This is a genomic window from Salegentibacter sp. Hel_I_6, from assembly GCF_000745315.1.
GTDB lineage: Bacteria > Bacteroidota > Bacteroidia > Flavobacteriales > Flavobacteriaceae > Salegentibacter.
In genome coordinates, this window is sequence record NZ_JQNQ01000001.1 from 2,175,397 (window position 1) to 2,200,002 (window position 24,606).

Consider the following 24,606-nt stretch of genomic DNA (forward strand, 5'->3'; position numbering starts at 1 on the left):
AATACTAGCGATTAGAGTTTTTAGATCGCCTCAATATTTATTTCGTATTTTCATTGAAAATTAACCCATTCAATGAAACTTTCTTACTGGGAAACCAAAACCTGGTTTTCAAATATCGATTTTTGCATTATAGGCAGCGGGATTACGGGATTAAACTGTGCGTTGGATCTTTCTAAACGTTTTCCAAAGTCGAAAATCGTAATTTTAGAACGTGGCCTTTTGCCTAATGGCGCAAGTACTAAAAACGCCGGTTTTGCTTGTTTTGGGAGTGCCTCTGAGATCCTGGATGATCTGAATTTCCATACAGAGGAAGAAGTGCTGTTACTTATACAGAAGCGCTTAAAAGGACTGGAATTGCTTCGGAAGAATCTTGGGGACCAGAATATTGGTTATACAGAATATGGAGGTTACGAACTTTTTACAAAAGAAGATCAGCCACTTTTTGAAAACTGCAGGGAAAAGCTGCCTGAATTAAATAAAATGCTGAAACCAATATTTGGAGGAGAGGTTTTTGGTGTTCAGAAAGATAGTTTCGACTTTAAAAATATTCAGAAAAAACTCATTTTTAATCAATTTGAAGGGCAATTAAATACCGGGAAAATGATGGAAGCTTTGCTTCATAAAGTGCAGAAAGCCGGGATAAAAATCCTGAATAATATTACCGTAGAAGAATTTTCAGAAACGGAAGATTCAGTCAAAATTAAGACAGATAAATTAGAATTTTCAGTAAATAAATTATTGATTGCTACCAACGGATTTTCTGAAAAACTTGGGATTCCAGAAGTAAAACCAGCCCGTGCCCAGGTTTTGATCACCAAACCAATTAAAAACCTGGGGATCAAAGGAACATTTCATTTAGATAAAGGTTTTTATTATTTCAGAAATATAGATGATCGCATTCTTTTTGGTGGCGGCAGAAACCTGGATCTTAAAACCGAAGAAACCATTGAAATCGGTCAAACCGAACTTATTCAGCATAAACTTGAAGAATTGCTTAAAACCACCATTTTGCCTGAAACATCTTTTGAGATCGATCAGCGTTGGAGCGGAATTATGGGGGTGGGAAAACAGAAAAACCCGATAGTAAAACAGATTTCAGAAAACGTATTTTGCGGAGTTCGATTAGGCGGAATGGGTGTAGCTATTGGTAGTTTGATTGGACAAGAACTTTCAGAATTGATAAAATGATCAAAAAAATATTCAAATTTCTACTAAAACTGGTGGGTGGCTTAATCCTGATTTCCATTTTACTGGTGTTACTTTTTAAATGGGTTCCGGTGCCATTTACACCATTGATGGCCATTCGGTATTTTGAAAATCCCGAAGAGAAGATTCAGCATTCATGGGTGCCACGAGAAGAAATTTCTTTGCATTTACAACTTGGGGTGATTGCCAGCGAAGATCAAAACTTTGTAAAACATAATGGTTTTGATTTTCAAGCCATTGAAAAGGCAATTGAGGATAATCAAAAAGGAAAGCGGGTGCGGGGCGCCAGTACAATTTCCCAACAAACCGCGAAGAATGTGTTTTTATGGCCTGGTAGGAATTGGTTGCGAAAAGGACTGGAAGTTTACTTTACTTTTTTGATCGAAACCTTTTGGAGTAAAGAACGAATTTTAGAAGTTTATCTAAATAGTATTGAAATGGGACAGGGAATTTACGGTGCTGAAGCCGCCGCACAGCATTGGTTCAATAAATCGGCGACAAACCTTTCGGTGTATGAAGCCGCGGCTATTGCTGCTATTTTACCCAATCCCAGGGAGTATCGCGCAAATCCCGCCAGCAATTATATCAATCAACGAAAAAACTGGATTGTGAGGCAAATGCAGAATTATGGGAAATTTAGTTTGGAGTAAATTCAACGACAATATTATTTATCGTCAATTTGAACTTGTTTCAGATTTTAATTTGTGAGGATTATTAAACGCTTAGATCTCCGAACAAATTTCGGAGCAAGCTCTGAAATAAATTCAGGATGACGATTCTATAAATTTCTCATATTTCAAAAAGAGAATAATCTATGAATTCAATAAAAGAAAAACTCTATAAAGCCTGCGAAGCTTACGTGGAAGAACGTATAAAGCGTATTGAAGGTTCTTTGGCGGGTCTTGAAAATGATCTGGGAAATGAAACCAAAAGCAGCGCTGGAGATAAATACGAAACTGGCCGGGAAATGATAAACCTGGAAATAAATAAGCTGGCGGAACAACTGCAGCAATTCAAAAACTTAAGAAACACGCTTAATCTTGCAAAAAGCCGAATTAACAATGGTTCCGCTCAATTAGGAACTGCGGTAAAAACCAATATGGCTAATTATTTTATCGCGATCCCGGCAGATCGTATTATTGTAGATGGCGATGAATATTTTGCCATAGGCGCCAATTCCCCGATTGCGCAATTATTGCTGCATAAAAAAGTCGGTGAAGAAATTACTTTTAATGGGAAATCGGCTCAAATCCTTGAAGTCTTTTAAATTAAAATGATTAGCCACGAATTCACGACTGAAGCAATCTGGACAACTAAGATCTATTATTCCAAAGATTGCCGCGCTCCTGCGTCGCTCGTGATGACGGTAGTAGAGAGTAAGGAAACAAAACACAAAACATTCGTGTATTTGTTGCAAAAACCAAATTACTTCAACCTTGATTTAATTAATTTTTCGGAAACTTTGAGATTTATCTTTCTCCCTTCTTTTAAAGCTTTAGAATGATTAAAATAAATGGTTTTCCCATTTAAATCGGACTCAATTAACCAGGTTTCACCTTTAAACCAGGATTTTTTTACTTCGGCTTTAATTCCTGCTTTTTGGGTTAGTTTGATTTCTTCTGGGTAAAGAATTGCTTTTTTTCGGCTGCTTTCATCTTCAGCCAAATCCTTCAGCATAAGTTCATTTACATCGCCAAAAAGGGAGGCAACATATTTATTGGGCGGATTTTGATATAATTTTTCAGGAGCATTTTCAGCATAAATCTTTGCGTTTTTTAGTACGATAGTTTTATCAGCAAAAGAAAGCGCATCGGTGCTATCGTGTGTGGCAACTATACAAGCAATATTATTTTGCTTGAGATATGCGAAAAGTCGTCGGCGTAAATTATTTTTTCTAAAATGATCTATATGGCTAAAAGGTTCGTCCAGTAAAAGTAGTTCGGGTTCATTGGCCAGGGCTCTTGCCAAAGCTACGCGCTGTTGTTGGCCACCGCTTAAGAGTTTCGCTTTTTTATCGGCAAGCTCGGTCATTTCCACAACTTCCAGCAACTCTTTAATGCGTTTTTTCTTTTTTTGAGGATATTGGTTACTAAGATATTTTCCAATATTATCGGCAACATTTAAGGGAAGCATTAAATCAAAATCCTGCGCTAAATATTTAATAAAAGGCTCTCCCGGAACCAGATTGAAATTTGGGCCTAATAATTCCTTTTCTCCCCAAAAGATCTCTCCATCGGTATGAAGTAAGCCATAAATAAGTTTAAGTAAGGTACTTTTTCCGCAGCCACTTTCTCCAATTATCGAGAGATTTTCTCCTTTTTCAAGCTTAAAACTTATGTTTTTTAAAACTGATTCTTCAGCGTAGGCAAAGGAGACATTTTTGAGTTTCAGCATAAAATTATTTTGTCCCTACAAGTTAGGCTTTTCCCAATTCTTAGGAAAGTAACTTAAACATCGTCGTAGTCTACTTTTAGTTTTGGTGTAAGTGGTTGTGCCTGGCACGTAAGGATCAAACCTTCTTCTATTTCTTCATCAGTTAAGATCTGGTTTTTTCGCATTTCGGCTTTTCCTTCTACGATCCTGGCAATACAGCTGCTGCAAATCCCGCCCTGGCAGGAATAAGGCACATCTAAATCATTTTCTAAAGCGGCGTCTAAGACTGTTTCTTTGGTATCCATTGAGAACGTAGTTTCCTCGTCGTCTACCATAATGGTAAGTTCGGTTTTACCTTCTACATTGGTTTCTATGGCGCCGGTTTCTTCAGATGTAAATAGCTCGTAAAGAATTTTGTCTTCGGTTACGCCGTTTTGTTTTAAAACATCACTTACCTGGTTGATCATTGCTTCAGGTCCACAAAGATAGAATGCATCAAAAGAATGATCTTTAAATTTATTTTTAACTATAAAGTTTACTGTACTGGTTTCAATTCTTCCAAAGTGAGAATTGTCTTCTCTCGTACGGCTGTAAACAAATTCAACAAAAAGCCTGTCTGGGAATTTAGCTTGAAGTTCAAGTAATTCCTTAAAAAATATAGTGTCTTCTGGAGCTTTATTTCCGTAGGTAAGTACAAACCTGCTTTTTGGTTCTTCAGCTAAAACAGTTTTTATAATAGACAATACAGGGGTAATTCCGCTTCCCGCGGCAAAAGCTGCATAAGATTTTGCTTCGGCGGTAGGTTTTAAAATAAATTTCCCTTCTGGCGGATGAACTTCTAAAATATCGCCTGCGTTAAGCTTATTATTAGCGATTACCGAGAATTTGCCGCCTTCCACTTCTTTTACGGTCACTTTAAATTCTCCTGAATTTGGTGCTGAACAAAGGGAATAAGCGCGTCTTAGTTCTTCTTCGCCTAATTTTATTTTTATGGTGATATACTGGCCCGCATCAAATTTAAATTCATCTTTTAGGTTCTCTGGAATCTCAAAAGATAAGCTCACTGCCTGCGGGGTTTCCCTAATTACTTCTTTAATCTCTAACGGAAAAAACTGACTCATCAAAAAATTTATTTTTGGCAAAAATACAAAGTATGTGAAATTAAAGAGTGTAACAAATACCTAAATTTCTATACTTGTATAGGAAAAGGCTCTAGTTGTAGCAATAAGTATTAAATCTTTATTAGAAACGACTGAATTTTTTTGGTGAACTCACGGCGTTTTAATCCTGTTTTTCGGGGAAATCTTTATAGTATGTTTAAACGGTTTTTGTGGTTAGAATGGAAATCTTTTTTTCGCTCGGCAAGTGTGGGAAAGAGTATTGGACTTAAAATTCTACTTATTTTCCTGGCTTTATATTTTTCAGTAGCATTTCTTGCTCTTGGAATTGGTCTTTATCCTTTGCTGCAAAAGGCTTTTCCAGATCAGGATCCTTTAGAGTTGGTAAATCGCTTTGTTTTGCTTTGGCTGGTTTTTGAGCTCGGTTTTAGGTTTATGCTGCAAACACTGCCGGTTTTAGATATAAAGCCGCTTCTAAATTTGCCCATCGCAAGACGAAAAGCAGTGAATTTTGTACTTATAAAGTCTATTTATTCCTTTTTTAATTTTTTACCATTATTTATAATTATTCCCTTCGGAATTTTTTGCATCTATAAGTCTGATTATGGAACCTGGAATATTTTAGGTTGGATGATAGCAATGATTGCTATTACTCAGTGCATAAATTTTCTGAATTTTATTATTAAAAAGAAATTTACCGATAATTTAAAAGCATTGATTCCGGTATTTCTTTTGGTTATTGTATTGGGTGCACTGGAGTATTTCAATGTTTTTGAAGTAAGTTTTTGGTTTGGGAAAATGTTGGATTTCCTGGTTTTAAAGCCGTACCTGGCAATTATTCCAATACTTTTGGTTGTAGTTTTATATAAGTGGAATCAACTTAACCTGGAAAGCAAATTTTATCTTGATGCAGGCTTAAAAGCAAAACAACAAGCCGTAAATACGCAGGATTTTGGTTGGACAAAAAAGTTTGGAACACTTGCTCCTTTTCTTCAGCAGGACCTAAAACTGATTTGGCGGAATAAAAGGCCTAAAACTACCATCTATATGTCCTTAATTTTGCTCGGCTATGGTCTTTTTGTCTATCCCACTGAGATGTATTCGCATTCGGCATTTTACGTTTTTGTAGGTATTTTTATGACAGGTATTTTTATGATCAATTTTGGGCAGTTTGTGCCTTCGTGGGACGCATCTTACTATCCTTTGATAATGTCGCAAAATATTCCAGTGAAAGATTATCTGGCTTCTAAAGCAATGTTGCTTAGCTTTAGTGTTATTATTCTTGCAATTCTTACTACACCTTATATTTATTTTGGTTGGAATATCTTGTTGATTAATATGGTAGCAGCTTTATATAATATTGGTGTAAATGTTCCAATCTTGCTTTATTCTGGTTCTTTCAATAAGAAGAGGATAGATCTTGATAAGAGCCCATTTATGAATTACCAGGGCACAGGCGCAGCCCAATGGATAGTGGGACTTCCCTTAATGTTTTTGCCAATACTAATCTTCTGGCTTTTAGACTATTTTATAGGATTCAAGACCGCTTTGTTAGGACTTTCAGGTTTAGGAGCGCTCGGTTTAATACTTCGCCCTCAAATTATGCAATACCTTGCCCGGGTTTACCGAAAAAGAAAATACGCAATGATTAATGGTTTTAAACAAACCGGCGACTAAAATTTTTAATTATGATAACAGCTACAAACCTTAGTAAAATATACGGCGGCACAAAAGTGCTAAACATAGATCATCTGGATATCCCATCTGGGCAAAGTTTTGGTCTTGTAGGGAATAACGGAGCCGGTAAAACTACATTTTTCAGTCTTTTGTTAGATCTTATTCAGCCAACTACCGGGAACATTTTTAATCACGAGATCACGGTGAGTCAAAGTGAAGATTGGAAGCCTTTTACCGCTTCTTTTATAGATGAAAGTTTTTTAATTGGCTATTTAACGCCAGAGGAATACTTCTACTTCGTAGGGGAATTACGCGGAGCCAATAAAGCAGATATCGATTCATTTTTAGCCAATTTCGAAGATTTTTTTCACGGGGAAATCTTAGGACGAAAAAAATATTTACGCGATCTCTCTAAAGGAAATCAGAAAAAAGTGGGGATTGTTGCGGCTTTAATAGGAAATCCCAAAGTGGTGATATTAGATGAGCCTTTTGCTAATTTAGATCCAACCACTCAAATTCGCCTAAAAAAGATCATTAAAGAATTGACAGAAAATAGGGAAGTTACGGTATTAATTTCCAGCCACGATCTTATTCACGTGACAGAGGTTTGTGAGCGTATTGTAGTTTTAGATAAAGGTGAACAGGTAAAAGATATAATAACTTCTGAAGCTACTTTAAGTGAATTAGAAAGCTATTTTTCTCGTGAGATTGGTGCGATCCAGGTTGAAGAACTATAACGAATTGGTTTGCGTTTGTAAAAAGAAGCGTATTTTTGAACACTAAACAAACTGATTTTTAGTTATAAAGCCATAGAGAACCGGTTAATTTTGAATACAATTACCAAACTTACTTTATTGTTGCTCCTTCTTGGGAGTATCGCTGGCTGTTCGCGCAAAAAAAATACCTTCGTAAACCGAAACTGGCATGCAGTTACCACAGAGTATAATACCCTGTATAACGGTAATCTTGGTCTTGAACAGGGAAAGGAAGAATTAAACCAAAATTATGCCGATAATTATTGGGATATCCTTCCTATTGAGCGTATGCAAATTGATGAAAATATTGTTCTTCCAGACAGTATTCGAAATCAAAATTTTGGCTATGCCGAAGAAAAAGCGGTAAAAGCAATTCAGCGTCACTCGATGTTGATAGAGGGAAAAGAAAATAATCCACAAATAGATGAAGCTTATTTATTACTGGGAAAAGCCCGGTATTTCGACCAGCGTTTTATTCCCGCACTGGAAGCTTTTAATTATATTCTAAGGAGTTATCCTGGTAGTAATAATATTATCCACGCCCGGGTTTGGCGTGAAAAAACGCATATGCGCCTGGACAATAATCGTCTTGCCATTAACAATCTCAAAAAAGTGCTGGACCTTGAACATTTGCAAGAGCAGGATATAGCCGATGCCAGCGCAGCAATGGCGCAAGCCTACATCAATCTACGGCATTTAGATAGCGCGGTTGTGCCATTAAGGAATGCAGCCGAATTTACCGGAAACAACGAAGAAAAAGGACGTTATTTTTATATCCTTGGCCAGCTAAATAATGAATTAGGCCAGGTTGCTGAGGCTAATGCTGCTTTTGACGAAGTAATAGATCTAAACAGAAAATCTCCCCGAATTTATATGATCAATGCTTATGTTCAAAAAGCAAGGAATTTTGAGCTGGGTCGTGGCAACAATTACGAATTGCGAGAAATGCTTCGCGAACTTGAAGAAGACCGTGAAAACAGGCCATTTTTAGATAAGATCTACTTTCAGGTTGGAGAGTATTATAATCGCTTAGATTCTATAAATACTGCTGTAGATTATTATAAAAAATCCCTTCGTGAACCCACTAGTGATATTTTTTTGCGGTCAATTAATTATGAAATTCTCGCTAATATAAATTTCGACGGAAGTAATTATGTGCTTGCCAGCAAATATTTTGATAGTACGCTTACCGAGATGGATCCTCAGTTAAGAGAATTCAGAGCTATAAAAAAGAAAAGGGATAACCTGGAAGATGTTATAAGGTATGAAGATGTAGCTTATAAAAACGATAGTATATTGCGATTGAGCCAGATGACGCCTGCCGCGCAATTAGATTATTTTAAAAATTACACCACAGATTTACGGGCAAAACTAGAAGCAGATAATAATGCAGCCGCGATGCCGGTAGTTTTACCAGAAATAGCATCGGGATCACCAGGTTCAGCGCGCAGTTTTTACTTTTACAACGAAGCCAGGATGCAACAGGGAAGACGGGAGTTTTTAAATCAATGGGGCGATCGGCCATTAGCCGATAACTGGCGATGGGCAGAGGTGAGTTTTGAAACAGACGATGCTATGGCAGAAGAAGCCGGTCTTTCTCAGCAAATTTTAGATAGCGATCCAAGAATTGATCCTTATACTTACATCAATCAAATTCCTACAGATTTGGCGGTTTTAGATACCATAACCCGCAATAGGGATTTTGCATATTACCAGCTGGGAATTATTTATAAAGAGAATTTCAGGGAATATGAAATGGCACAGGCCAGATTAGAAGCGGTGCTGGAAATATCTTCAGATGAGCGCCTTATTTTACCTTCCATGTATAATCTCTATCAGATTTATCAAACCACAAATCAAAGTTTTAAGGCTGAAGAAATGAAGCAGGAAATTTTGCAGAATTATCCCGATTCCCGCTATGCCGCTTATATTTTAAATCCTGAAAGTATACGAGAAGACGAGAACTCTCCTGAAGCGATTTATGCTGATCTTTATCGTGAATTTGAGAAGCAAAATTTCAGTAGTGTTATTGCTGAAACAAATAGATATTTGTCAGAATTTACCGGGGATGCGATTGTACCAAAATTAGAATTATTAAAAGCTCAGGCAAGTGGAAGGCTTTTGGGATTGGAGGCTTATAAAAGTGCATTAAATAATCTCGCATTAAGCTACCCGCAAACCCAGGAAGGTAAAAAAGCGCAGCAGATATTAAATAAATCAATTCCGCAGCTAAGCGGCTTGAAATTTAATACAGATAGCCTGCAGCAAAATTATAAGTTGCTATATCGTTTTGAAGTTTCAGAAAAGGAAGCGGCTTCAGCTTTAAAAGAAAAGATAGAAACAGCGATTTCAGAAATAAATTACGATCAACTTTCGGTGTCCCTGGATATTTATAATCCCGATGAGGTTTTTGTGATTGTACACGGCCTTCAGGATCTTAACCGTGCAGAAGGTTTTGCTGAATTACTTCAAATAAATGAAGATTATTTAGTTGAAAAGGAACCTATAAAGATTTCAACAGAAAATTATAGAATCGTGCAAATTCAAAAGAATATAGCCGATTTTCCAAGTCCTGTTAATTAAGATTTTTTCAGCATAAAGTATGAAAAACGAGAACTTAAATAAATACCTGGGGTTTGTAAATATTGCCTTTCAAATGGGAATTATAATTGCCGGTGGGGTTTTGTTGGGCATCTGGTTAGACGGCAAATTCCCTAATAAATATTCGGCATTTACTATTTCTTTATCCTTATTGGGCGTTTTTATAGCGCTTTACCAGGTGTATAGAAGTGTAATTAAAATGAGTGAAGAAGACGAAAAAAATGAAAAATGAATTATTGGCTTTCTTAAAACGATTGCTGCCCTTTACTATATTACTTTGGCTTATACAATTTCTTTTGCAGCGCTACGTGTTAGACATGGATTTCTATTATAGCAGCTTAAGCATTTATCTCTTTCACTTTTTCGCAACTTTTGCTATTTATTTATGCCTGGTTTTTGTTTATAAGAATTTCACCGATAAAACTGGTTTTGCATTTATGGGATTGAGTTTATTTAAAATGGTGGCAGCAGTGATTTTTTTACTTCCCTTAGTCTTAAGCGATGTAAATGCCGTGTTTGCTAATATACTTGCCTTTTTTATTCCTTACTTTTTGTATTTAGTCTTTGAGACCCTATATGCCGTGAAGCTAATAAACAAAGCTTAAATTACTGTTTATCAGTTATAATAATAAAAATAACGCTTTTGCTAAAATTTTAGTTTGGGCGCTTTTAAATAAGAATTAAAAGTATACCTTTGCACCCGAATTTAGAGCCCATAATTTTAAGCAGAACAGGTACTATGATAGCACATAAATCTTTAAAGATTATAGTGACGTTTACACTAGCCTTAGCCTTACTTCCTTTTAACGCTTTTGCCAAGGACGATTCTCAGGCAGAAGAATCTAAAGAATTTAACCCAACAGACATGATTATGCACCATATTGGTGATTCTCATGGCTGGCATTTTTTTGGTGAAGGAGAAAGTTCATTTACTTTACCACTCCCGGTAATTCTTTTTACTAACAATGGTATGGTTACTTTTATGTCCAGTGAATTTCACCACGATACTGAAGGGCATCACGTAGTAGAAAAAGATGGGATGCGTTTTGTTAATTATCACGAAGATATTTACAAATTAGATGCAGGTGCTGAAACTGTTGAGTTTGATGAAGAGCATAATGTGTTAAATGCTAGTAAACCCTGGGATTTTTCTATAACCAAGAACGTAGCTGCTATGTTGCTAACGGTTATTTTGATGTTGATCTTCTTCTTTGGTTTGGCAGGACATCATAAAAAGAGTAAAAATGCGCCGGCAGGCTTCAATAATATTTTAGAGACTTTAGTACTTTTTGTGCGCGATGAGATCGCTAGACCTCAAATTGGTGATAAGAAGTATATGAAGTTTATGCCGTTTTTATTAACTGTATTTTTCTTTATCTGGATTACTAACCTATTAGGTTTGTTGCCAGGTGCTGCCAATGTAACAGGTAATATAGCGGTAACCGTTTCTTTAGGACTTTTTACACTGGCTTTAATATTGATAAACGGAAATAAAGATTTTTGGAAACACACATTGTGGATGCCGGGAATACCTACTTTTGTGAAGCCTATTTTAGCGGTGGTAGAGGTACTTGGCTTAATTATTAAGCCGGTAGCACTTATGATTCGTTTATTTGCGAATATTACCGCGGGTCACATTATTATATTGAGTTTAATAGGATTGATATTTATACTGGAAAGTGCTGGAGTTGCCGGGATCTCGGTTCCTTTTGCCCTTTTCATCACAATACTGGAATTGTTAGTAGCATTCCTTCAAGCGTTTATTTTTACAATGCTGTCGGCCCTGTTTATCGGGATGGCGGTTGCGGAACATGAACATCATTAATTTTAATTTTTAATTTTTATACTATGGAATTATTACACGTAGGTCTTGCAGCTTTAGGAGCTGGATTAGCAGTTGTTGGAGCCGCTATTGGCGTTGGTAAAATTGGCGGTGCCGCAATGGACGCTATTGCCCGTCAACCGGAAGCTTCTGGAAAAATCCAGACTGCAATGATTATTGCTGCTGCACTTGTAGAGGGTGTTGCTCTTTTTGGAGTTGTAGCTGCGCTTTTAGGTGTATTGACCACCTAAGAAGATTTCAAAAACCCATTCGTAACGGTTGGTTGCGAATGGGCTTTTTAAAAAATGATGTTAACAGGTATTATATAAATAAAGAATTATGGATTTAATTACTCCTGAAGTTGGTCTTATTTTTTGGCAAACCATCGTATTTTTAGTACTGATGCTTATTCTTGCCAAATTCGCCTGGAAGCCAATTCTTGGTGCGGTAAGAACCCGTGAAGAGTCTATTAACGAAGCTCTTGCTTCTGCTGAAGACGCGCGGAAAGAAATGCAAAATCTTAAGGCAGATAACGAAAAGTTATTGAAAGAAGCTCGTGCCGAAAGAGATGAAATTATTAAAGAAGCTCGCCAGATAAAGGAGAAGATGATTGCTGAGGCCGAAGGAGATGCACAAAAAAAGGCAGATCAAATTGTGGCTAAGGCTAAAGAAAGCATCGAGATGGAAAAGCGTGCAGCAATGGCCGATATTAAAAACCAGGTTGCAACACTTTCTATAGAAATTGCTGAAAAAGTAATTGGTAAAGAATTATCTACCGAGGAGAAACAACATCAAATGATAGACAAGATGTTGAATGATGCTACCTTAAATTAAGATATAATGAAAGGAACCAGGGCAGCAAAACGATATGCGAAAGCAATCTTAGATTTAGCGAAAGAGAAAAATTCTGCAGATACTGTTTTTACAGATATGCAGCAAATTTCTCAAACTATCGCAAAAAGTGAAGATCTTGCTAATATGCTTAAAAGTCCGGTTATAAATTCATCGGTTAAAAAAGCGAGTTTAAAAGAAATTTTTAAAAGTGCTGGCGAAATTACTCAGGGTAGTTTTGATGTGCTTATTGAAAATGGAAGAATTAATATTCTTGATTTAGTAGCGAGAAATTATATTGTTCGTTACAATACATTAAACAAGTCTCAGGAAGCGATTGTAACTTCGGCTGTACCTTTAACACCAGAACTGGAAGAGAAAATTCTAGCTAAGGTGAAAGAATTAACAGGAACCGGGGCTAAGATTAAAAATGTTGTCAATAAGGATATTATAGGAGGTTTTGTTTTAAGGGTTGGTGATTTGCAATATGATGCCAGCGTCTCCCGAAATCTTAATAGGTTGAAAAGAGAATTGAAAACAAACGCATACATATCATCAATATAAATGCCCATAATGGGCTTTTAAAAAGTTAATAAAAACAGTCACGTAATTATCGTGGCATTTTATCTTAAATAATTATGGCAGAAGTAAATCCTGCTGAAGTATCAGCAATATTAAAGAAACAATTATCAGGTTTTGAAAGCGGAGCCTCTTTAGACGAGGTAGGAACTGTACTTACAGTTGGTGATGGTATCGCCAACGTATATGGTTTGGCCAACGCACAATACGGAGAATTGGTTCAGTTTGACAGCGGCCTTGAAGGTATGGTGTTAAACCTTGAGGAAGATAATGTAGGTATCGTTTTATTAGGACCTTCTAAAGGTGTTAGAGAGGGATCTGTAGTAAAAAGAACTGAAAGAATTGCTTCCATCAATGTTGGTGAAGGTATTGTAGGTCGTGTTGTTGACACTCTTGGAAGTCCGATAGATGGTAAGGGAGCTATTGAAGGTGAAACTTTTGAAATGCCCTTAGAGCGTAAAGCTCCGGGTGTAATTTTCCGCCAGCCAGTAACCGAACCTTTGCAAACCGGTATTAAATCTATTGATGCCATGGTGCCAGTTGGTAGAGGACAACGTGAGCTTGTTATTGGTGACCGTCAAACCGGTAAGACTACTGTTTGTATTGATACTATTCTTAATCAGAAAGAATTTTTTGATGCAGGGAAACCTGTTCATTGTATATATGTAGCAATTGGGCAAAAAGCTTCAACTGTTGCTGGTATTGCCAAAGTACTTGAAGATAAAGGTGCAATGGAATACACTACTATTGTAGCTGCTAATGCATCAGACCCTGCTCCTATGCAGGTTTATGCTCCATTTGCAGGTGCTGCTATTGGTGAGTATTTTAGAGATACTGGTCGCCCGGCTTTGATTATTTATGATGATCTCTCTAAACAAGCCGTAGCTTACCGTGAGGTATCTTTACTTTTACGTCGCCCACCGGGACGTGAAGCTTATCCTGGGGATGTTTTCTTCTTACACTCCAGACTTTTAGAGCGTGCTTCTAAAGTTATTGACGATGATGATATTGCAAAAGGAATGAACGATCTTCCTGATGTGTTGAAAGATAAAATTAAAGGTGGAGGTTCTTTGACCGCGCTTCCAATTATCGAAACACAGGCAGGCGACGTTTCTGCATATATCCCAACCAACGTAATTTCGATTACCGATGGGCAGATCTTCCTTACTTCAGATTTATTTAACTCTGGGGTTCGTCCTGCAATTGATGTTGGTATTTCTGTATCTCGTGTAGGTGGTTCGGCACAAATCAAGTCGATGAAGAAAGTTGCCGGTACTTTAAAATTAGACCAGGCACAATATCGTGAACTTGAAGCTTTTGCTAAGTTCGGTTCAGATCTAGATCCTACTACTTTAAGAGTTATTCAAAAAGGTAAGCGTAACGTGGAAATCCTTAAGCAGGCTGAAAACGATCCTTACCCGGTAGAAGACCAAATCGCGATTATCTATGCAGGTTCTAAAAACCTACTAAAAGATGTTCCGGTAGAGAAAGTAAAAGAATTTGAAAGAGACTATCTTGAATATCTTAATGCGAAGCATAGAGATATGTTAGATACTTTGAAAGCCGGTAAATTAACCGACGAAGTTACAGATACTTTAGTATCAGTAGCAAAAGAACTTTCAGCTAAGTATAAAAAGTAAAGAAAAGTATTGTCATTTCCGCGAAGGCGGAAATCTCATAGAATTTTAAAGATTCCCTCCTACGAGGGAATGACATAAATAAACTTATGGCAAACTTAAAAGAATTACGTAGCAGGATTACTTCGGTATCATCAACGATGCAGATTACCAGCGCCATGAAAATGGTGTCGGCGGCAAAGTTGAGCAGGGCTCAGGATGCGATTACGCAAATGAGGCCTTATTCGGAAAAATTAACTCAGCTGTTACAGGATTTAAGTGCAACCCTGGATGACGATGCCAGTAGCAAATATGCCGAAGAACGCGAAGTTAAAAACGTGTTGGTAGTTGCTATTTCGTCTAACAAAGGTCTTGCAGGTGCTTTTAATACCAATATTGTAAAGGGTTTTAAATATAAAGCCAAAAACGATTACGAGTCTAAAAATGTATCACTTTACACGCTTGGTAAAAAAGCCAACGATGTGTTGAAGAAAGAATACGAAGTCTACAAGAATAATAACGAAATATTTGATGATCTTTCTTTTGAAAACGTTTCAGAGATCGCTGAAGAATTAATGCAGTTATTCTTAGATGAAAAATACGACAAGATCGTATTGGTGTATAACCAGTTTAAGAATGCGGCTACTCAAGTTGTTCAGCACGAACAATTTTTACCCATTGAACAATTTGATACTGAAGAGGAAAAGCAACTGGATTACCTTTTCGAACCATCAAAAATCGAGATTGTAAAAGAGCTTATTCCAAAGTCTTTAAAAATGCAATTGTTTAAAGCATTAAGAGATTCTTTCGCTTCAGAACACGGCGCGCGTATGACGGCAATGCACAAGGCAACAGATAATGCCAAAGAACTTAGAGATGATCTTAAATTGTCTTATAACAAAGCTAGACAGGCTTCCATTACCAACGAGATCTTAGAGATTGTTGGAGGGGCCGAAGCTTTAAGTTAACAGCTTTCAAATAATATTTTGGGAGTAATCCCAGTTTAAAAACCCGTAAGTTAACTACGGGTTTTTTATTTGGTATGCGTTTTGTTTTTGTACTTTTAAACAACAAACTATCTATTATGAAAAAATTACTTTTTTTATTCAGCAGTATATTCGCTTTAAGTCTTATCAGTGGTTGCGGCAGTAATAAGGAACTACAGGAACGTGCTCCCGCACAGTTTCAGGATATTTATTATACGCGGGGTGAAAATGGGTTAGATCTCCACATTCCTGTTGCGATAATTCAGGACAATAGGGTTAATTTGGAAAGTGTTTATTTTAGAGGAATGAAATCTCCGCTTATTCAGGATGAAGATAGAACTAATCTTTATACTGCTAATTTCAGTATTAATGGCATGGAGATAATGAGTTCTGATCCTGCTGAAGAAAACAAAAATAGGGTTCCGCAGAAAGCTGTAAAAATGCCGTTTGAGATTGAAGATGATGAAGCTATTCTCGTGTTTTCCCAAAACGATAAAACTAAATATTACAAGCTATCAGGGATAGAAGAGCAAAACTAAAAAATTGTTTCTAAATTAAAACAGCGATTGAGTACTCTAAAGCGTTTCTTCAAGGATACGATAATTTACGGGTTTGCTACGGTACTTCCCAGATTGATGAACTTCATTTTGGTACCCCTGCATACTGCAGCGTTAAGTACGGGCGATTATGCAATAAATACAACTTTCTATGTATGGGCGGCATTTTTCAATGTTGTACTTACTTATGGGATGGAAACGGCTTTCTTTAGATTTTTTAGTCAGTCCAAAGAAAAATCTAAAGTGTTCTCCACGGCTTTTATCACACTAAGCCTTACCACTGTTCTCTTTTTTTTGTTGGTATTTCTTTTCAGGGATTATCTTTTTGGTCTACTTGATCTTGAACCATATTACTTTAATATCCTTTTAGGAATCCTCGCTTTAGATACTTTGGTGGTGGTACCTTTTGCATGGCTGCGTGCATCTAATAAGCCGATTAAATTCGCTGGCGTAAAAATTATTAATATAGCGATAGTAGTTGGTCTGAATTTATATTTTCTCTGGTGGGTAAGAAAATTTCCGGGGTCTACACCTCAAATCATTTTAGATAATTACTCTGATGCTGACAAGGTTGGATATATTTTTCTTGCAAACCTTGCGGCAAGTGCAGTAACTTTCTTGATCTTATTGCCCTATTTTTTTAGAACAAAAATAGATTTCAGTTTTCCTTTGCTCAAGAAAATGTGGAAATACGGTTGGCCGATAATGGTTGCAGGCCTTGCTTTCGTCATCAATGAAAACCTAGATAAATTGTTGCTAAAAGATATGCTTTCAGACGAAATCATGGGTGCTTATGCAGGTTGCTATAAATTAGCAGTGTTTATGACCATTTTTGTGCAGGCTTTTAAGCTTGGTGCAGAACCTTTCTTTTTCAATCAGGCAAAAGCAGAAAATGCAAAAAAGACTTATTCACTTATTCTTACATACTTTGTAATTGTAGGTAGTTTTATTTTTTTATTTCTAGTAACTTTCGTGGATTTTTTTAAGGAACTAATTATACGTAACAACGATTACTGGATTGCAATTTCAATTGTACCAATTGTGCTATTGGCTAATTTATTCCTGGGAATCTATCATAATCTTTCGGTTTGGTATAAACTAACGGATAAAACCAGAATTGGAATGTATATTTCAATTTTTGGAGCTATGGTTACAATTTTGTTTAATATTCTTCTAATTCCAGTCCTTGGTTTTATAGCTGCAGCCTGGGCAACTTTGGCGGCTTATGCAAGTATGGCTATAATTTCTTATTTCTACGGAAGAAAATATTATCCAATTCCCTATAACCTTAAAAAAATTGGAGGCTATTTAATGCTTTCCGTCTTATTTTCGGTATTTTCATTTTATGTTTTTCGCGGAAATTATTTCGTGGGAATCACGTTATTATTAATATTCATTGGGGCAGTTTATTTCTTTGAAAGAAAACAACTTGCCCTCATTATAAAATCTTAAGAATGCAGGTTAAAATTATCAATAAATCAGCACATAAGGTGCCTCATTACGAAACTGAAGCTTCAGCAGGAATGGACCTTCGTGCCAATATTTCTGAAGCCATTACTCTAAAACCATTAGAAAGAACTATCGTTAAAACGGGACTTTTTATAGAGCTTCCGGTAGGCTACGAAGCCCAGGTAAGACCAAGAAGCGGGCTTGCCGCTAAAAAAGGGATTACCGTTTTGAATTCCCCCGGCACTATAGATGCCGATTACCGTGGTGAAATTGGCGTGATTTTAGTGAATTTATCTAATGAAGAGTTTACCATAGAAAATGGCGAGCGCGTTGCTCAAATGGTCATTTCCAAACACGAACATATATCCTGGGAAGAAGTAGAAATGCTGGAAGAAACCACTCGTGGTGCCGGCGGCTTCGGAAGTACAGGAAATGAATAAAATATAATTTGACCGGTTATTACCGGTTGTGCGGAAAATTAATATGAATATCGATTTTCAAGGATTGAAGATCACAAAAACTAAATAAATGAAAATTATAGTGCCTATGGCTGGTCGTGGTTCACGACTTCGCCCACATACTTTAACAGTGCCAAAACCTTTAATTCCTGTTGCAGGAAAACCTATAGTTCACAGACTTGTAGAAGATATTGCCAAAGTGCTAAATCAACCCATAGATGAAATCGCTTTTATTCTTGGCGACCCGGCTTTTTTTGGAGATGATGTAGTAAATAGCCTTAAAGATCTAGCAAAAGGTTTAAATGCCAAAGTTTCAATTTACCGTCAGGACCAACCTTTGGGAACCGGTCACGCTATTATGAGCGCGAAGGAATCTCTTTCCGGCCCTGCAGTGGTTGCGTATGCTGATACTTTAATAAAAGCAGATTTCAAACTGGATAAAGATGCCGATGGTGTAATTTGGACAAAAAAAGTAGAAAATCCGGAAGCTTTTGGTGTGGTAAACCTGAATGAGAAAGACGAGATTATAGAGTTGGTTGAAAAGCCGAAAGAATTTGTAAGTGACCAGGCCGTTATTGGTATCTATTATTTTAAAGATATCGCAGTATTAAAAGAAAAACTGGAAGAAGTACTGGCTGAAAATCTTATGCACGGTGGGGAGTACCAAATCAACGACGGGATAAAGAAAATGATGGCCGAGGATAGGGTTTTCAAGACAGGAACCGTAGACGAATGGATGGATTGCGGCAATAAAGCTGTAACCGTAGATACAAATAACAGAATGCTCAATTTTCTACATCAGGATGGTGAAAAATTAATTTCAGATTCTGTAAAGATCACTAATTCTGAAATTACTGAGCCTTGTTTTATAGGCGAAAATGTAGAACTGGTTAATGCGAAAATTGGCCCTAATGTTTCTATTGGAGACGGAACAAAAATTACAAATGCTGAAATAAAAAACAGCCTCATCCAAACTTTTGCAGAAATAAAAAATGCAAAACTGGATAACGCAATGATCGGGAATTTTGCGAAATTTAACGGCGAATTTACCCAAATAAGCATTGGCGATTATTCAACTTTAGAATAAGCTTATTGAAGAGGTTGTTTGAAAAATCGGGTTTCGTCAAGCTGAACTGGTTTCAGCTTCTAACATGTTTTGACTAACAATAAATTAGATCCTGAAATAAATCAGGATGACGATCTTAAAAATTTTTCAAACAACCTTTTTATTTCAATGTTGTCCTGAAAATTTATTTATGAAAAGAAACTTCTTCATTATCGCTGTGCTTTCAGGAGCTCTATTAACTTGCCATCCAGGTTTTGCCCAGGAAGAAGAAGTTGTGCTTGAAGAAGTAAACCAGGACGATCTTGGTAATGTAACTGATGAATTTCAGGAACAATTTTTTGAAGCCCTAAAGCAAAAAGGGATTGAAAATTACGAAAAAGCATTAACAGCCCTAGAAGAATGCCTGAAACTGGAGCCTAATAATCCCGTGGTTTACTTTGAAATGGCCAGGAATTACAATGAATTAAAGAAGTATGAACAGGCAATTAACAGTCTTGAAAAAGCACAGGAATTAGCTCCGGAGAGAGATGATGTGCTTAATGAACTTTATAAAAGTTATACGCGAGCTGAGCAATATGATAATGCAGTCAGGACCTTAAAAAAATTACTTGTTGTTGATAGCAGTTATAAAGAGAAACTTGCGAATATTTATTTGATGAATCAGCAGTATGACGAGGCACTGCAAACAATAGATGAACTGGACCAACAGGAAGGCCCCAGCACCTACCGAAATAAATTACGCCGACAAATTTTTGCCCGTACCGGCGATACTGCTGCACAAATTGATAACCTGGAAGAAAGCATCAGTAATAATCCGGAAAACGAACAAAACTACCTGAACCTAATCTATATCTACAGCGATCAGGGGGATAACGAAAAGGCTTATAATACTGCTCAGGAATTATTAAATACCAATCCTGGATCTACTCTTGTACATCTTGCTCTCTACAAATTTCATCTTGAAAGGGAAGAGCCTGATGATGCCGTAAGTTCAATGAAAATCGTTTTTGAGAGTGAAGAAATTGATCCCGAATCTAAGTTTAAAGTGCTTAACGATTTCCTGCTATTTGTAGATAATAATCCAGAGTATGAAGATGACCTAATGCAGGTTAGTAAAATGCTTAGTGAACGCGAAAATGCGCCTAAACTTTACGGGCAGCTTGGTAAATATTATTTAAATCGCGGTCAAATTGAAGAGGCGCTTAATTTTTTTGAAGCCGGTTTAGCGGAAAGTACAGAAGATTTTGAGTTAGTAAAAAATACTATTTTACTGCAAATTGAGTTAGAAAAGTATAAAGAGGCCCGGGATTTGAGTAAAGAGATGTTAGAAGTGTTTCCGGCGCAGCCAATTTTATTTTTATTACAGGGTATCGCATTAAACCAATTGCAGGAATATAATGAAGCTATAGAAATACTTACATTTGGCCTGGATTACCTAATTGATAACCCGAGGTTAGAAGTAGATTTTTACACACAATTAAGCGGGGCGCATAAAGAACTGGGAGAAGAAGAGAAATCGGCGGAATTTGCAAGAAAAGCCGAAGAATTAATAAAAGAAATAGATTGATGTACAGAAAGATTTTAGGCTTAATATTATTGAGCGTCTTTGTTGTTTCCTGCGGAAGCCGGAAAGGGACTAAAGGAATTGCGACCAGGAATGCTGAAGCAGCAAATATCATTGAAAACCATTATGATGCTGAAACCGATTTTAAAACTCTAAGCGGGAAATTAAGAACGGTTTACCAAAGCGAAGAACGTACCCAATCGGTGAATTTAAGCTTTAGAATGGAAAAAGATAAGGCGATTTGGATGAGTGCTACGGTTTTGGGATTTCCGGTAGCCAGGGCCTATATTACCCCATCTCGTGTTAGCTATTACGAAAAAGTAAGTCAGACCTATTTTGATGGTGATTTTAGATTGTTAAGTGATTTGTTGGGCACGCCCTTAGATTTTCAAAAACTTCAGAATCTATTGATAGGGCAGGCCATTTACGATCTTAGGGAAGAGGAATTTGAGTTTTCCCAGACAGCCAGAGGTTTTCAGTTTTTGCCTTCAGAAGAAGGAGTTATTAAGAAAATGTTTCTGTTAGATTCTAAAACCTATAAAGCATCTGCCCAGCAACTGGCCCAAACCGCTGAAAATAAAAGTGTAACAGTTACTTATTCAAATTACCAGGAAGTAGAAGGAAAGATTTTTCCGGAAGAAATAAGTATTATTGCCAATGAATCTGGCAGTAGTACAAGAATAGAACTCACGTATAGGTCTTTAGAGTTTGATCAGGGAGAATTGAGTTTCCCATTCGATATACCATCAGGTTATGAAGAAATTAGTTTATAATGAAGTTTAAGAAATTTTCTACCACTTTTTTCTGTGTTCTTTTTCTATTGCTTTCCGCGGGAAATTTGTCGGCGCAAACAACACGTGAAAGTCTCGAGAAAAAACGGATAGAACTTCGTAACGAAATTAGCCGTATTAATGAGCTTAGAAGCAGTAATAAGCAAAAAGAGCGTTCGGTTTTAAGCCAGGTAGAGGATCTGGATCAACAAATAAGAAGTACAGAAAATTTAATAAAAGTAACCAACCAGCAAGCAAACCTCCTTACTAATCAAATTAGCGCGAATACCAGTAAGATTTCCCGTCTTAGGAACGAATTAGAGCAGCTAAAGGAAGATTATGCAAGGATGATAGAGAAATCTTATAAAAGTAAATCTACGCAGAGCAGAATAATGTTTTTGCTGTCTTCAGAAAACTTTTTGCAAGCCTATAAGCGAATGCAGTATATGAAACAATATACCAATTATCGCAAGCAACAGGGGGATGAAATTCAAAATCGAACTGAAGAACTTCAGGAACTCAATGCCGATCTTGCCAATCAAAAGGAAACCAAAGAAAAACTTATTGCTGAAAACCGCCAAACCCGTGCCGATCTTGGTAAGAATAAAAAGGCGCAACAGGATCTAATGCAAAATATTAGAAGTAAAGAAGGTGAATTTGCTGCACAGATTAGACAAAAACAGCAGGAAATAAATAAGATAGATGCTCAAATTGAAAAAATGATTCGGGAGTCTATTGCAAAATCTAACGAAGAAAGTGGGTCTGCTGAAAGGGATGTCTATGAATTAACTCCTGAAGCTAAAGCCCTGGCAGCAGATTTTGTGAAAAATAAAGGTCGTTTGCCCTGGCCCGTAAGGTCTGGTGTGGTTACTTCCCGATTTGGAACTCAACCTCACCCGGTAGTTAAAACTATTTCTATCAATAATAATGGGGTAAATATTGATACCGATCCCGGCGGAAAAGCCCGTGCTGTTTTTAACGGAACAGTAAGTGAAGTACAGGTATTAAAGGGCGCTAATAAAGCGGTAATGGTAAGGCACGGAGATTACATCACGATTTATGATAACCTGGAAAAAGTTTATGTGAAAAGAGGAGATGTAGTGAATACAGGACAGGAACTGGGTGCTGTTGCCACTAGCCGATCTTCTGGAAAAACAACCTTACATTTTCTTATATATAAGAATATGCAGAAAATGGATCCGGCAGACTGGATCCTGGAAATGTAAATTTTCTTACGCAACCTTTTGCTAATTCCTGCATCTTATTAGTAGAAGAGCCTTGTTTTTATGAAAAAATCAATACTTATTTTAAGCATAATTGTTTTAACTGCTTGTAGCGAACACAATGTTGCGGTGGTTGGTGAGAAAAGAATGCAGGTTTCAGGAAATATTCTTGATAAAGAAAATGCTCCAATAGAAAACATTAGCGTAACCGCTTCAGGCTCAGAGAATGCATTTTTAGAGTTAAAACCAAATGAGATTTTGGGTGAAGGGTATACAAATAATGCCGGGGAGTTTGCTTTTGTAAGTTTAGATTCAAATAATAGTTTTTACGGTGTAAGTGTAAATCATCCTAATAACCAGGATTATAGAGAGGAATACGGCACGTTGCACTTTTTGGACTCAATTGGAACCCGCGGAACTTCTTATGAATTCGAAAATTTAAGTCTGCCAGAAATCCAGGAATTTCAGGTTAGGCTTAAAAATACTTCAACGAGAAATGATACCCTATTTTATAGGTTTTCATATTCTAACACCGAAATTTATCAGAGTTTAATTGATAATTCTTTTGGACAAAATTTTTTACGGTTTCACAATGAAATGGAATATTGGAACCGTTTACTACCCGGCCAGGATGAAATGACAATTTCAACACGAACATTAGCGAATAGTAGTATTGCTTTTAAATATAAATTTAGCTCGGAAGCCACTTATGATACTATAAATGCTGAAATAACCCCTGAAAACCCGGTTTATGAATTCAACTTTTAGGGTTTCTTTGATCGCCATCTTCTTACCGCTTTTAATGAATGCACAGGATAGTATTCCTGAACCGCACAGAAATCAATACGTAGCTACAGATCCTGAAACTGTATTTTTTGTAGGAGAATTTTTTAGAGGTTATAGTGTTAATAATTCGATTTGGGAAAATTATTCACAATTGGGTTTTGGATTGGATTTTAACTGGTTTGTATTACCATATTTAACTATTGGTGGGCAGTATAGTGTGGGAAAAGCAAATTTAAAGGAGGGGCAAATTAGTAATACAGGCCCCGTAAATAGAATAACCACTCATTACCTGGGTCTTCATCTTGGTTATTATCATGCCTTTAACCGCGAATGGAATTTACACAGCCAGGCCGGTTTTGGAGAGGTGCATAATGTAAATCATGCCCCTGATTCCCGTTTTACTGAAGATGGTAACAGTTTAATGTTACAAAGTGCGTTAGGATACAGGTTTGATAAAACCGCAACAATATTTTTAAAAGCTACCCTGCGGTGGGATAGAATGGATATCGAAGCTCCGCCGGCTTTAGACGATTATTTTAATAAACATAGTTTATTGCTTATAGGCTTTGGAGTTAGGCTTCATTTACAAAACCCTAACGGTTAATCTTCAAAAAGCGCTTTAAGCTCTGTAGCTTCGTTAGGTTTCATTTTACCGGCCAGAACAAGGCTTAACTGTTTTCTTCTTAATGCAGCCTCATAACGTTGTTTTTCGAGCTCTGTTTCGGGCTCTAAAGGTGGTACGGTAATAGGAGCGCCAGTTTCATCTACAGCTACAAAAGTATAAATAGCTTCATTGGCTTTGGTTCTGTTTCCACTTTCACGGTCTTCTACCCAAACATCTATAAAGATTTCCATAGAAGATTTAAACGCACGGGATACCGCGGCTTCAACGGTAACAACACTTCCTAAAGGAACAGCCTTGTTAAAAGCAACGTGATTTACTGAAGCGGTAACTACAATCCTGCGGCTGTGCCTTCTGGCAGCAATACTGGCAGCGCGATCCATTCGGGCGAGCAATTCACCACCAAATAAATTATTGAGAGGATTGGTTTCACTAGGTAAAACCAAGTCGGTTAAAGTAGTTCTGGATTCTTCTGGATGTTTTGCTTGCATTTCGCCAATTTTGGGCAAAAATAAGGTGCTTTGAGCAATTAAACCCGTTAAAGGAA

The 24,606-nt window shown here is 36.9% G+C and carries 26 protein-coding genes; 23 read left to right on the plus strand and 3 right to left on the minus strand.

The annotated features are described in order from the left end of the window. The first annotated feature begins 72 nt into the window (after positions 1 to 72). From FG27_RS09525 to FG27_RS09535, 3 genes are all read left to right on the plus strand, one after another. Entirely contained in the window at positions 73 to 1,188 is a 1,116-nt protein-coding gene (locus FG27_RS09525; RefSeq protein ID WP_037318372.1) for an FAD-binding oxidoreductase, read from the plus strand. Next, positions 1,185 to 1,856, plus strand: coding sequence for a monofunctional biosynthetic peptidoglycan transglycosylase (mtgA, locus tag FG27_RS09530; RefSeq protein WP_037318374.1), 672 nt, complete (start codon positions 1,185 to 1,187; stop codon positions 1,854 to 1,856). Before FG27_RS09525 ends, mtgA begins: the two co-directional genes overlap by 4 nt. Before the next feature lie 164 nt (positions 1,857 to 2,020). Beyond that, complete coding sequence (locus FG27_RS09535; RefSeq protein ID WP_037318376.1) at positions 2,021 to 2,473, plus strand: hypothetical protein; 453 nt, start codon at positions 2,021 to 2,023, stop codon at positions 2,471 to 2,473. 158 nt (positions 2,474 to 2,631) lie between these two features. Here the strand turns inward: FG27_RS09535 and FG27_RS09540 are convergent, their stop codons facing one another. Together FG27_RS09540 and FG27_RS09545 are read right to left on the minus strand one after the other, a co-directional pair. Continuing rightward, positions 2,632 to 3,600 (minus strand): ABC transporter ATP-binding protein, encoded by a 969-nt coding sequence (locus tag FG27_RS09540; protein WP_037318379.1) that lies wholly within the window; start codon positions 3,598 to 3,600, stop codon positions 2,632 to 2,634. Between the two features lie 53 nt (positions 3,601 to 3,653). Beyond that, positions 3,654 to 4,700 (minus strand): ferredoxin--NADP reductase, encoded by a 1,047-nt coding sequence (locus FG27_RS09545; RefSeq protein WP_037318382.1) that lies wholly within the window; start codon positions 4,698 to 4,700, stop codon positions 3,654 to 3,656. A 192-nt stretch (positions 4,701 to 4,892) separates the two neighbouring features. Between FG27_RS09545 and FG27_RS09550 the strand changes: the two genes are divergently transcribed. The 20 genes from FG27_RS09550 (at position 4,893) to FG27_RS09645 (ending at position 24,041) form a co-directional block, all read left to right on the plus strand. Further along, on the plus strand, positions 4,893 to 6,374 hold the full coding sequence (locus FG27_RS09550; protein WP_037318384.1) for a DUF5687 family protein: 1,482 nt from the start codon (positions 4,893 to 4,895) through the stop codon (positions 6,372 to 6,374). An 11-nt stretch (positions 6,375 to 6,385) separates the two neighbouring features. After that, positions 6,386 to 7,111: an ABC transporter ATP-binding protein gene (locus FG27_RS09555; protein WP_037318387.1), complete on the plus strand. Its 726-nt coding sequence runs from the start codon at positions 6,386 to 6,388 to the stop codon at positions 7,109 to 7,111. A 90-nt stretch (positions 7,112 to 7,201) separates the two neighbouring features. Beyond that, entirely contained in the window at positions 7,202 to 9,712 is a 2,511-nt protein-coding gene (locus tag FG27_RS09560) for a hypothetical protein (RefSeq protein ID WP_037318390.1), read from the plus strand. A 19-nt stretch (positions 9,713 to 9,731) separates the two neighbouring features. Continuing rightward, entirely contained in the window at positions 9,732 to 9,962 is a 231-nt protein-coding gene (locus FG27_RS09565; RefSeq protein WP_037318400.1) for an AtpZ/AtpI family protein, read from the plus strand. After that, the gene (locus FG27_RS09570; RefSeq protein ID WP_037318408.1) at positions 9,952 to 10,335 is read left to right on the plus strand and encodes a hypothetical protein; all 384 of its coding nucleotides are present in this window, start codon (positions 9,952 to 9,954) and stop codon (positions 10,333 to 10,335) included. The genes FG27_RS09565 and FG27_RS09570 overlap by 11 nt, the downstream gene beginning before the upstream one ends. Before the next feature lie 134 nt (positions 10,336 to 10,469). After that, the gene (gene atpB, locus FG27_RS09575; protein WP_037318410.1) at positions 10,470 to 11,555 is read left to right on the plus strand and encodes a F0F1 ATP synthase subunit A; all 1,086 of its coding nucleotides are present in this window, start codon (positions 10,470 to 10,472) and stop codon (positions 11,553 to 11,555) included. Positions 11,556 to 11,578: 23 nt separating this feature from the next. Then, on the plus strand, positions 11,579 to 11,803 hold the full coding sequence (gene atpE / locus FG27_RS09580) for an ATP synthase F0 subunit C (protein WP_037318413.1): 225 nt from the start codon (positions 11,579 to 11,581) through the stop codon (positions 11,801 to 11,803). A gap of 88 nt (positions 11,804 to 11,891) precedes the next feature. Beyond that, on the plus strand, positions 11,892 to 12,386 hold the full coding sequence (locus tag FG27_RS09585; RefSeq protein ID WP_037318417.1) for a F0F1 ATP synthase subunit B: 495 nt from the start codon (positions 11,892 to 11,894) through the stop codon (positions 12,384 to 12,386). A 6-nt stretch (positions 12,387 to 12,392) separates the two neighbouring features. Beyond that, positions 12,393 to 12,947 carry an ATP synthase F1 subunit delta gene (atpH, locus tag FG27_RS09590; protein WP_037318421.1) on the plus strand — a complete coding sequence of 185 codons (555 nt, stop codon included), beginning with the start codon at positions 12,393 to 12,395 and terminating at the stop codon, positions 12,945 to 12,947. Positions 12,948 to 13,021: 74 nt separating this feature from the next. After that, entirely contained in the window at positions 13,022 to 14,602 is a 1,581-nt protein-coding gene (gene atpA, locus FG27_RS09595) for a F0F1 ATP synthase subunit alpha (protein WP_037318422.1), read from the plus strand. A gap of 86 nt (positions 14,603 to 14,688) precedes the next feature. Continuing rightward, on the plus strand, positions 14,689 to 15,546 hold the full coding sequence (gene atpG, locus FG27_RS09600) for an ATP synthase F1 subunit gamma (protein ID WP_037318423.1): 858 nt from the start codon (positions 14,689 to 14,691) through the stop codon (positions 15,544 to 15,546). Between the two features lie 116 nt (positions 15,547 to 15,662). Further along, positions 15,663 to 16,103: a hypothetical protein gene (locus FG27_RS09605; RefSeq protein ID WP_037318426.1), complete on the plus strand. Its 441-nt coding sequence runs from the start codon at positions 15,663 to 15,665 to the stop codon at positions 16,101 to 16,103. A gap of 27 nt (positions 16,104 to 16,130) precedes the next feature. Beyond that, positions 16,131 to 17,573, plus strand: coding sequence for an oligosaccharide flippase family protein (locus tag FG27_RS09610; protein ID WP_037318429.1), 1,443 nt, complete (start codon positions 16,131 to 16,133; stop codon positions 17,571 to 17,573). 2 nt (positions 17,574 to 17,575) lie between these two features. Continuing rightward, positions 17,576 to 18,010 carry a dUTP diphosphatase gene (gene dut, locus FG27_RS09615; protein ID WP_037318431.1) on the plus strand — a complete coding sequence of 145 codons (435 nt, stop codon included), beginning with the start codon at positions 17,576 to 17,578 and terminating at the stop codon, positions 18,008 to 18,010. 88 nt (positions 18,011 to 18,098) lie between these two features. Then, positions 18,099 to 19,115: a sugar phosphate nucleotidyltransferase gene (locus tag FG27_RS09620; protein ID WP_037318435.1), complete on the plus strand. Its 1,017-nt coding sequence runs from the start codon at positions 18,099 to 18,101 to the stop codon at positions 19,113 to 19,115. Positions 19,116 to 19,284: 169 nt separating this feature from the next. After that, positions 19,285 to 20,661, plus strand: coding sequence for a lipopolysaccharide assembly protein LapB (locus tag FG27_RS09625; RefSeq protein ID WP_037318439.1), 1,377 nt, complete (start codon positions 19,285 to 19,287; stop codon positions 20,659 to 20,661). Continuing rightward, entirely contained in the window at positions 20,661 to 21,431 is a 771-nt protein-coding gene (locus FG27_RS09630; RefSeq protein ID WP_037322139.1) for a DUF4292 domain-containing protein, read from the plus strand. Before FG27_RS09625 ends, FG27_RS09630 begins: the two co-directional genes overlap by 1 nt. Next, positions 21,431 to 22,654, plus strand: coding sequence for a murein hydrolase activator EnvC (locus tag FG27_RS09635; protein WP_037318443.1), 1,224 nt, complete (start codon positions 21,431 to 21,433; stop codon positions 22,652 to 22,654). The genes FG27_RS09630 and FG27_RS09635 overlap by 1 nt, the downstream gene beginning before the upstream one ends. 60 nt (positions 22,655 to 22,714) lie before the next feature. Further along, positions 22,715 to 23,419: a hypothetical protein gene (locus tag FG27_RS09640; protein ID WP_037318446.1), complete on the plus strand. Its 705-nt coding sequence runs from the start codon at positions 22,715 to 22,717 to the stop codon at positions 23,417 to 23,419. After that, positions 23,403 to 24,041, plus strand: a complete 639-nt coding sequence (locus FG27_RS09645) for a hypothetical protein (RefSeq protein WP_156101221.1) — start codon at positions 23,403 to 23,405, stop codon at positions 24,039 to 24,041. Before FG27_RS09640 ends, FG27_RS09645 begins: the two co-directional genes overlap by 17 nt. Here FG27_RS09645 and FG27_RS09650 read toward each other — a convergent pair. Further along, positions 24,038 to 24,550 carry an acyl-CoA thioesterase gene (locus tag FG27_RS09650; RefSeq protein WP_037322141.1) on the minus strand — a complete coding sequence of 171 codons (513 nt, stop codon included), beginning with the start codon at positions 24,548 to 24,550 and terminating at the stop codon, positions 24,038 to 24,040. The genes FG27_RS09645 and FG27_RS09650 overlap by 4 nt on opposite strands. Between the last annotated feature and the right edge of the window lie 56 nt (positions 24,551 to 24,606).

Excerpts from the sequence above, each read along its gene's own strand:
- FG27_RS09525 (WP_037318372.1), top strand. The coding sequence starts at position 73 with ATGAAACTTTCTTACTGGGAAACCAAAACCTGGTTTTCAAATATCGAT.
- mtgA (WP_037318374.1), top strand. The coding sequence starts at position 1,185 with ATGATCAAAAAAATATTCAAATTTCTACTAAAACTGGTGGGTGGCTTA.
- FG27_RS09535 (WP_037318376.1), top strand. The coding sequence starts at position 2,021 with ATGAATTCAATAAAAGAAAAACTCTATAAAGCCTGCGAAGCTTACGTG.
- FG27_RS09540 (WP_037318379.1), bottom strand. The coding sequence starts at position 3,600 with ATGCTGAAACTCAAAAATGTCTCCTTTGCCTACGCTGAAGAATCAGTT.
- FG27_RS09545 (WP_037318382.1), bottom strand. The coding sequence starts at position 4,700 with ATGAGTCAGTTTTTTCCGTTAGAGATTAAAGAAGTAATTAGGGAAACC.
- FG27_RS09550 (WP_037318384.1), top strand. The coding sequence starts at position 4,893 with ATGTTTAAACGGTTTTTGTGGTTAGAATGGAAATCTTTTTTTCGCTCG.
- FG27_RS09555 (WP_037318387.1), top strand. The coding sequence starts at position 6,386 with ATGATAACAGCTACAAACCTTAGTAAAATATACGGCGGCACAAAAGTG.
- FG27_RS09565 (WP_037318400.1), top strand. The coding sequence starts at position 9,732 with ATGAAAAACGAGAACTTAAATAAATACCTGGGGTTTGTAAATATTGCC.
- FG27_RS09570 (WP_037318408.1), top strand. The coding sequence starts at position 9,952 with ATGAAAAATGAATTATTGGCTTTCTTAAAACGATTGCTGCCCTTTACT.
- atpB (WP_037318410.1), top strand. The coding sequence starts at position 10,470 with ATGATAGCACATAAATCTTTAAAGATTATAGTGACGTTTACACTAGCC.
- atpE (WP_037318413.1), top strand. The coding sequence starts at position 11,579 with ATGGAATTATTACACGTAGGTCTTGCAGCTTTAGGAGCTGGATTAGCA.
- FG27_RS09585 (WP_037318417.1), top strand. The coding sequence starts at position 11,892 with ATGGATTTAATTACTCCTGAAGTTGGTCTTATTTTTTGGCAAACCATC.
- atpH (WP_037318421.1), top strand. The coding sequence starts at position 12,393 with ATGAAAGGAACCAGGGCAGCAAAACGATATGCGAAAGCAATCTTAGAT.
- atpA (WP_037318422.1), top strand. The coding sequence starts at position 13,022 with ATGGCAGAAGTAAATCCTGCTGAAGTATCAGCAATATTAAAGAAACAA.
- atpG (WP_037318423.1), top strand. The coding sequence starts at position 14,689 with ATGGCAAACTTAAAAGAATTACGTAGCAGGATTACTTCGGTATCATCA.
- FG27_RS09605 (WP_037318426.1), top strand. The coding sequence starts at position 15,663 with ATGAAAAAATTACTTTTTTTATTCAGCAGTATATTCGCTTTAAGTCTT.
- dut (WP_037318431.1), top strand. The coding sequence starts at position 17,576 with ATGCAGGTTAAAATTATCAATAAATCAGCACATAAGGTGCCTCATTAC.
- FG27_RS09620 (WP_037318435.1), top strand. The coding sequence starts at position 18,099 with ATGAAAATTATAGTGCCTATGGCTGGTCGTGGTTCACGACTTCGCCCA.
- FG27_RS09625 (WP_037318439.1), top strand. The coding sequence starts at position 19,285 with ATGAAAAGAAACTTCTTCATTATCGCTGTGCTTTCAGGAGCTCTATTA.
- FG27_RS09630 (WP_037322139.1), top strand. The coding sequence starts at position 20,661 with ATGTACAGAAAGATTTTAGGCTTAATATTATTGAGCGTCTTTGTTGTT.
- FG27_RS09635 (WP_037318443.1), top strand. The coding sequence starts at position 21,431 with ATGAAGTTTAAGAAATTTTCTACCACTTTTTTCTGTGTTCTTTTTCTA.
- FG27_RS09640 (WP_037318446.1), top strand. The coding sequence starts at position 22,715 with ATGAAAAAATCAATACTTATTTTAAGCATAATTGTTTTAACTGCTTGT.
- FG27_RS09645 (WP_156101221.1), top strand. The coding sequence starts at position 23,403 with ATGAATTCAACTTTTAGGGTTTCTTTGATCGCCATCTTCTTACCGCTT.
- FG27_RS09650 (WP_037322141.1), bottom strand. The coding sequence starts at position 24,550 with ATGCAAGCAAAACATCCAGAAGAATCCAGAACTACTTTAACCGACTTG.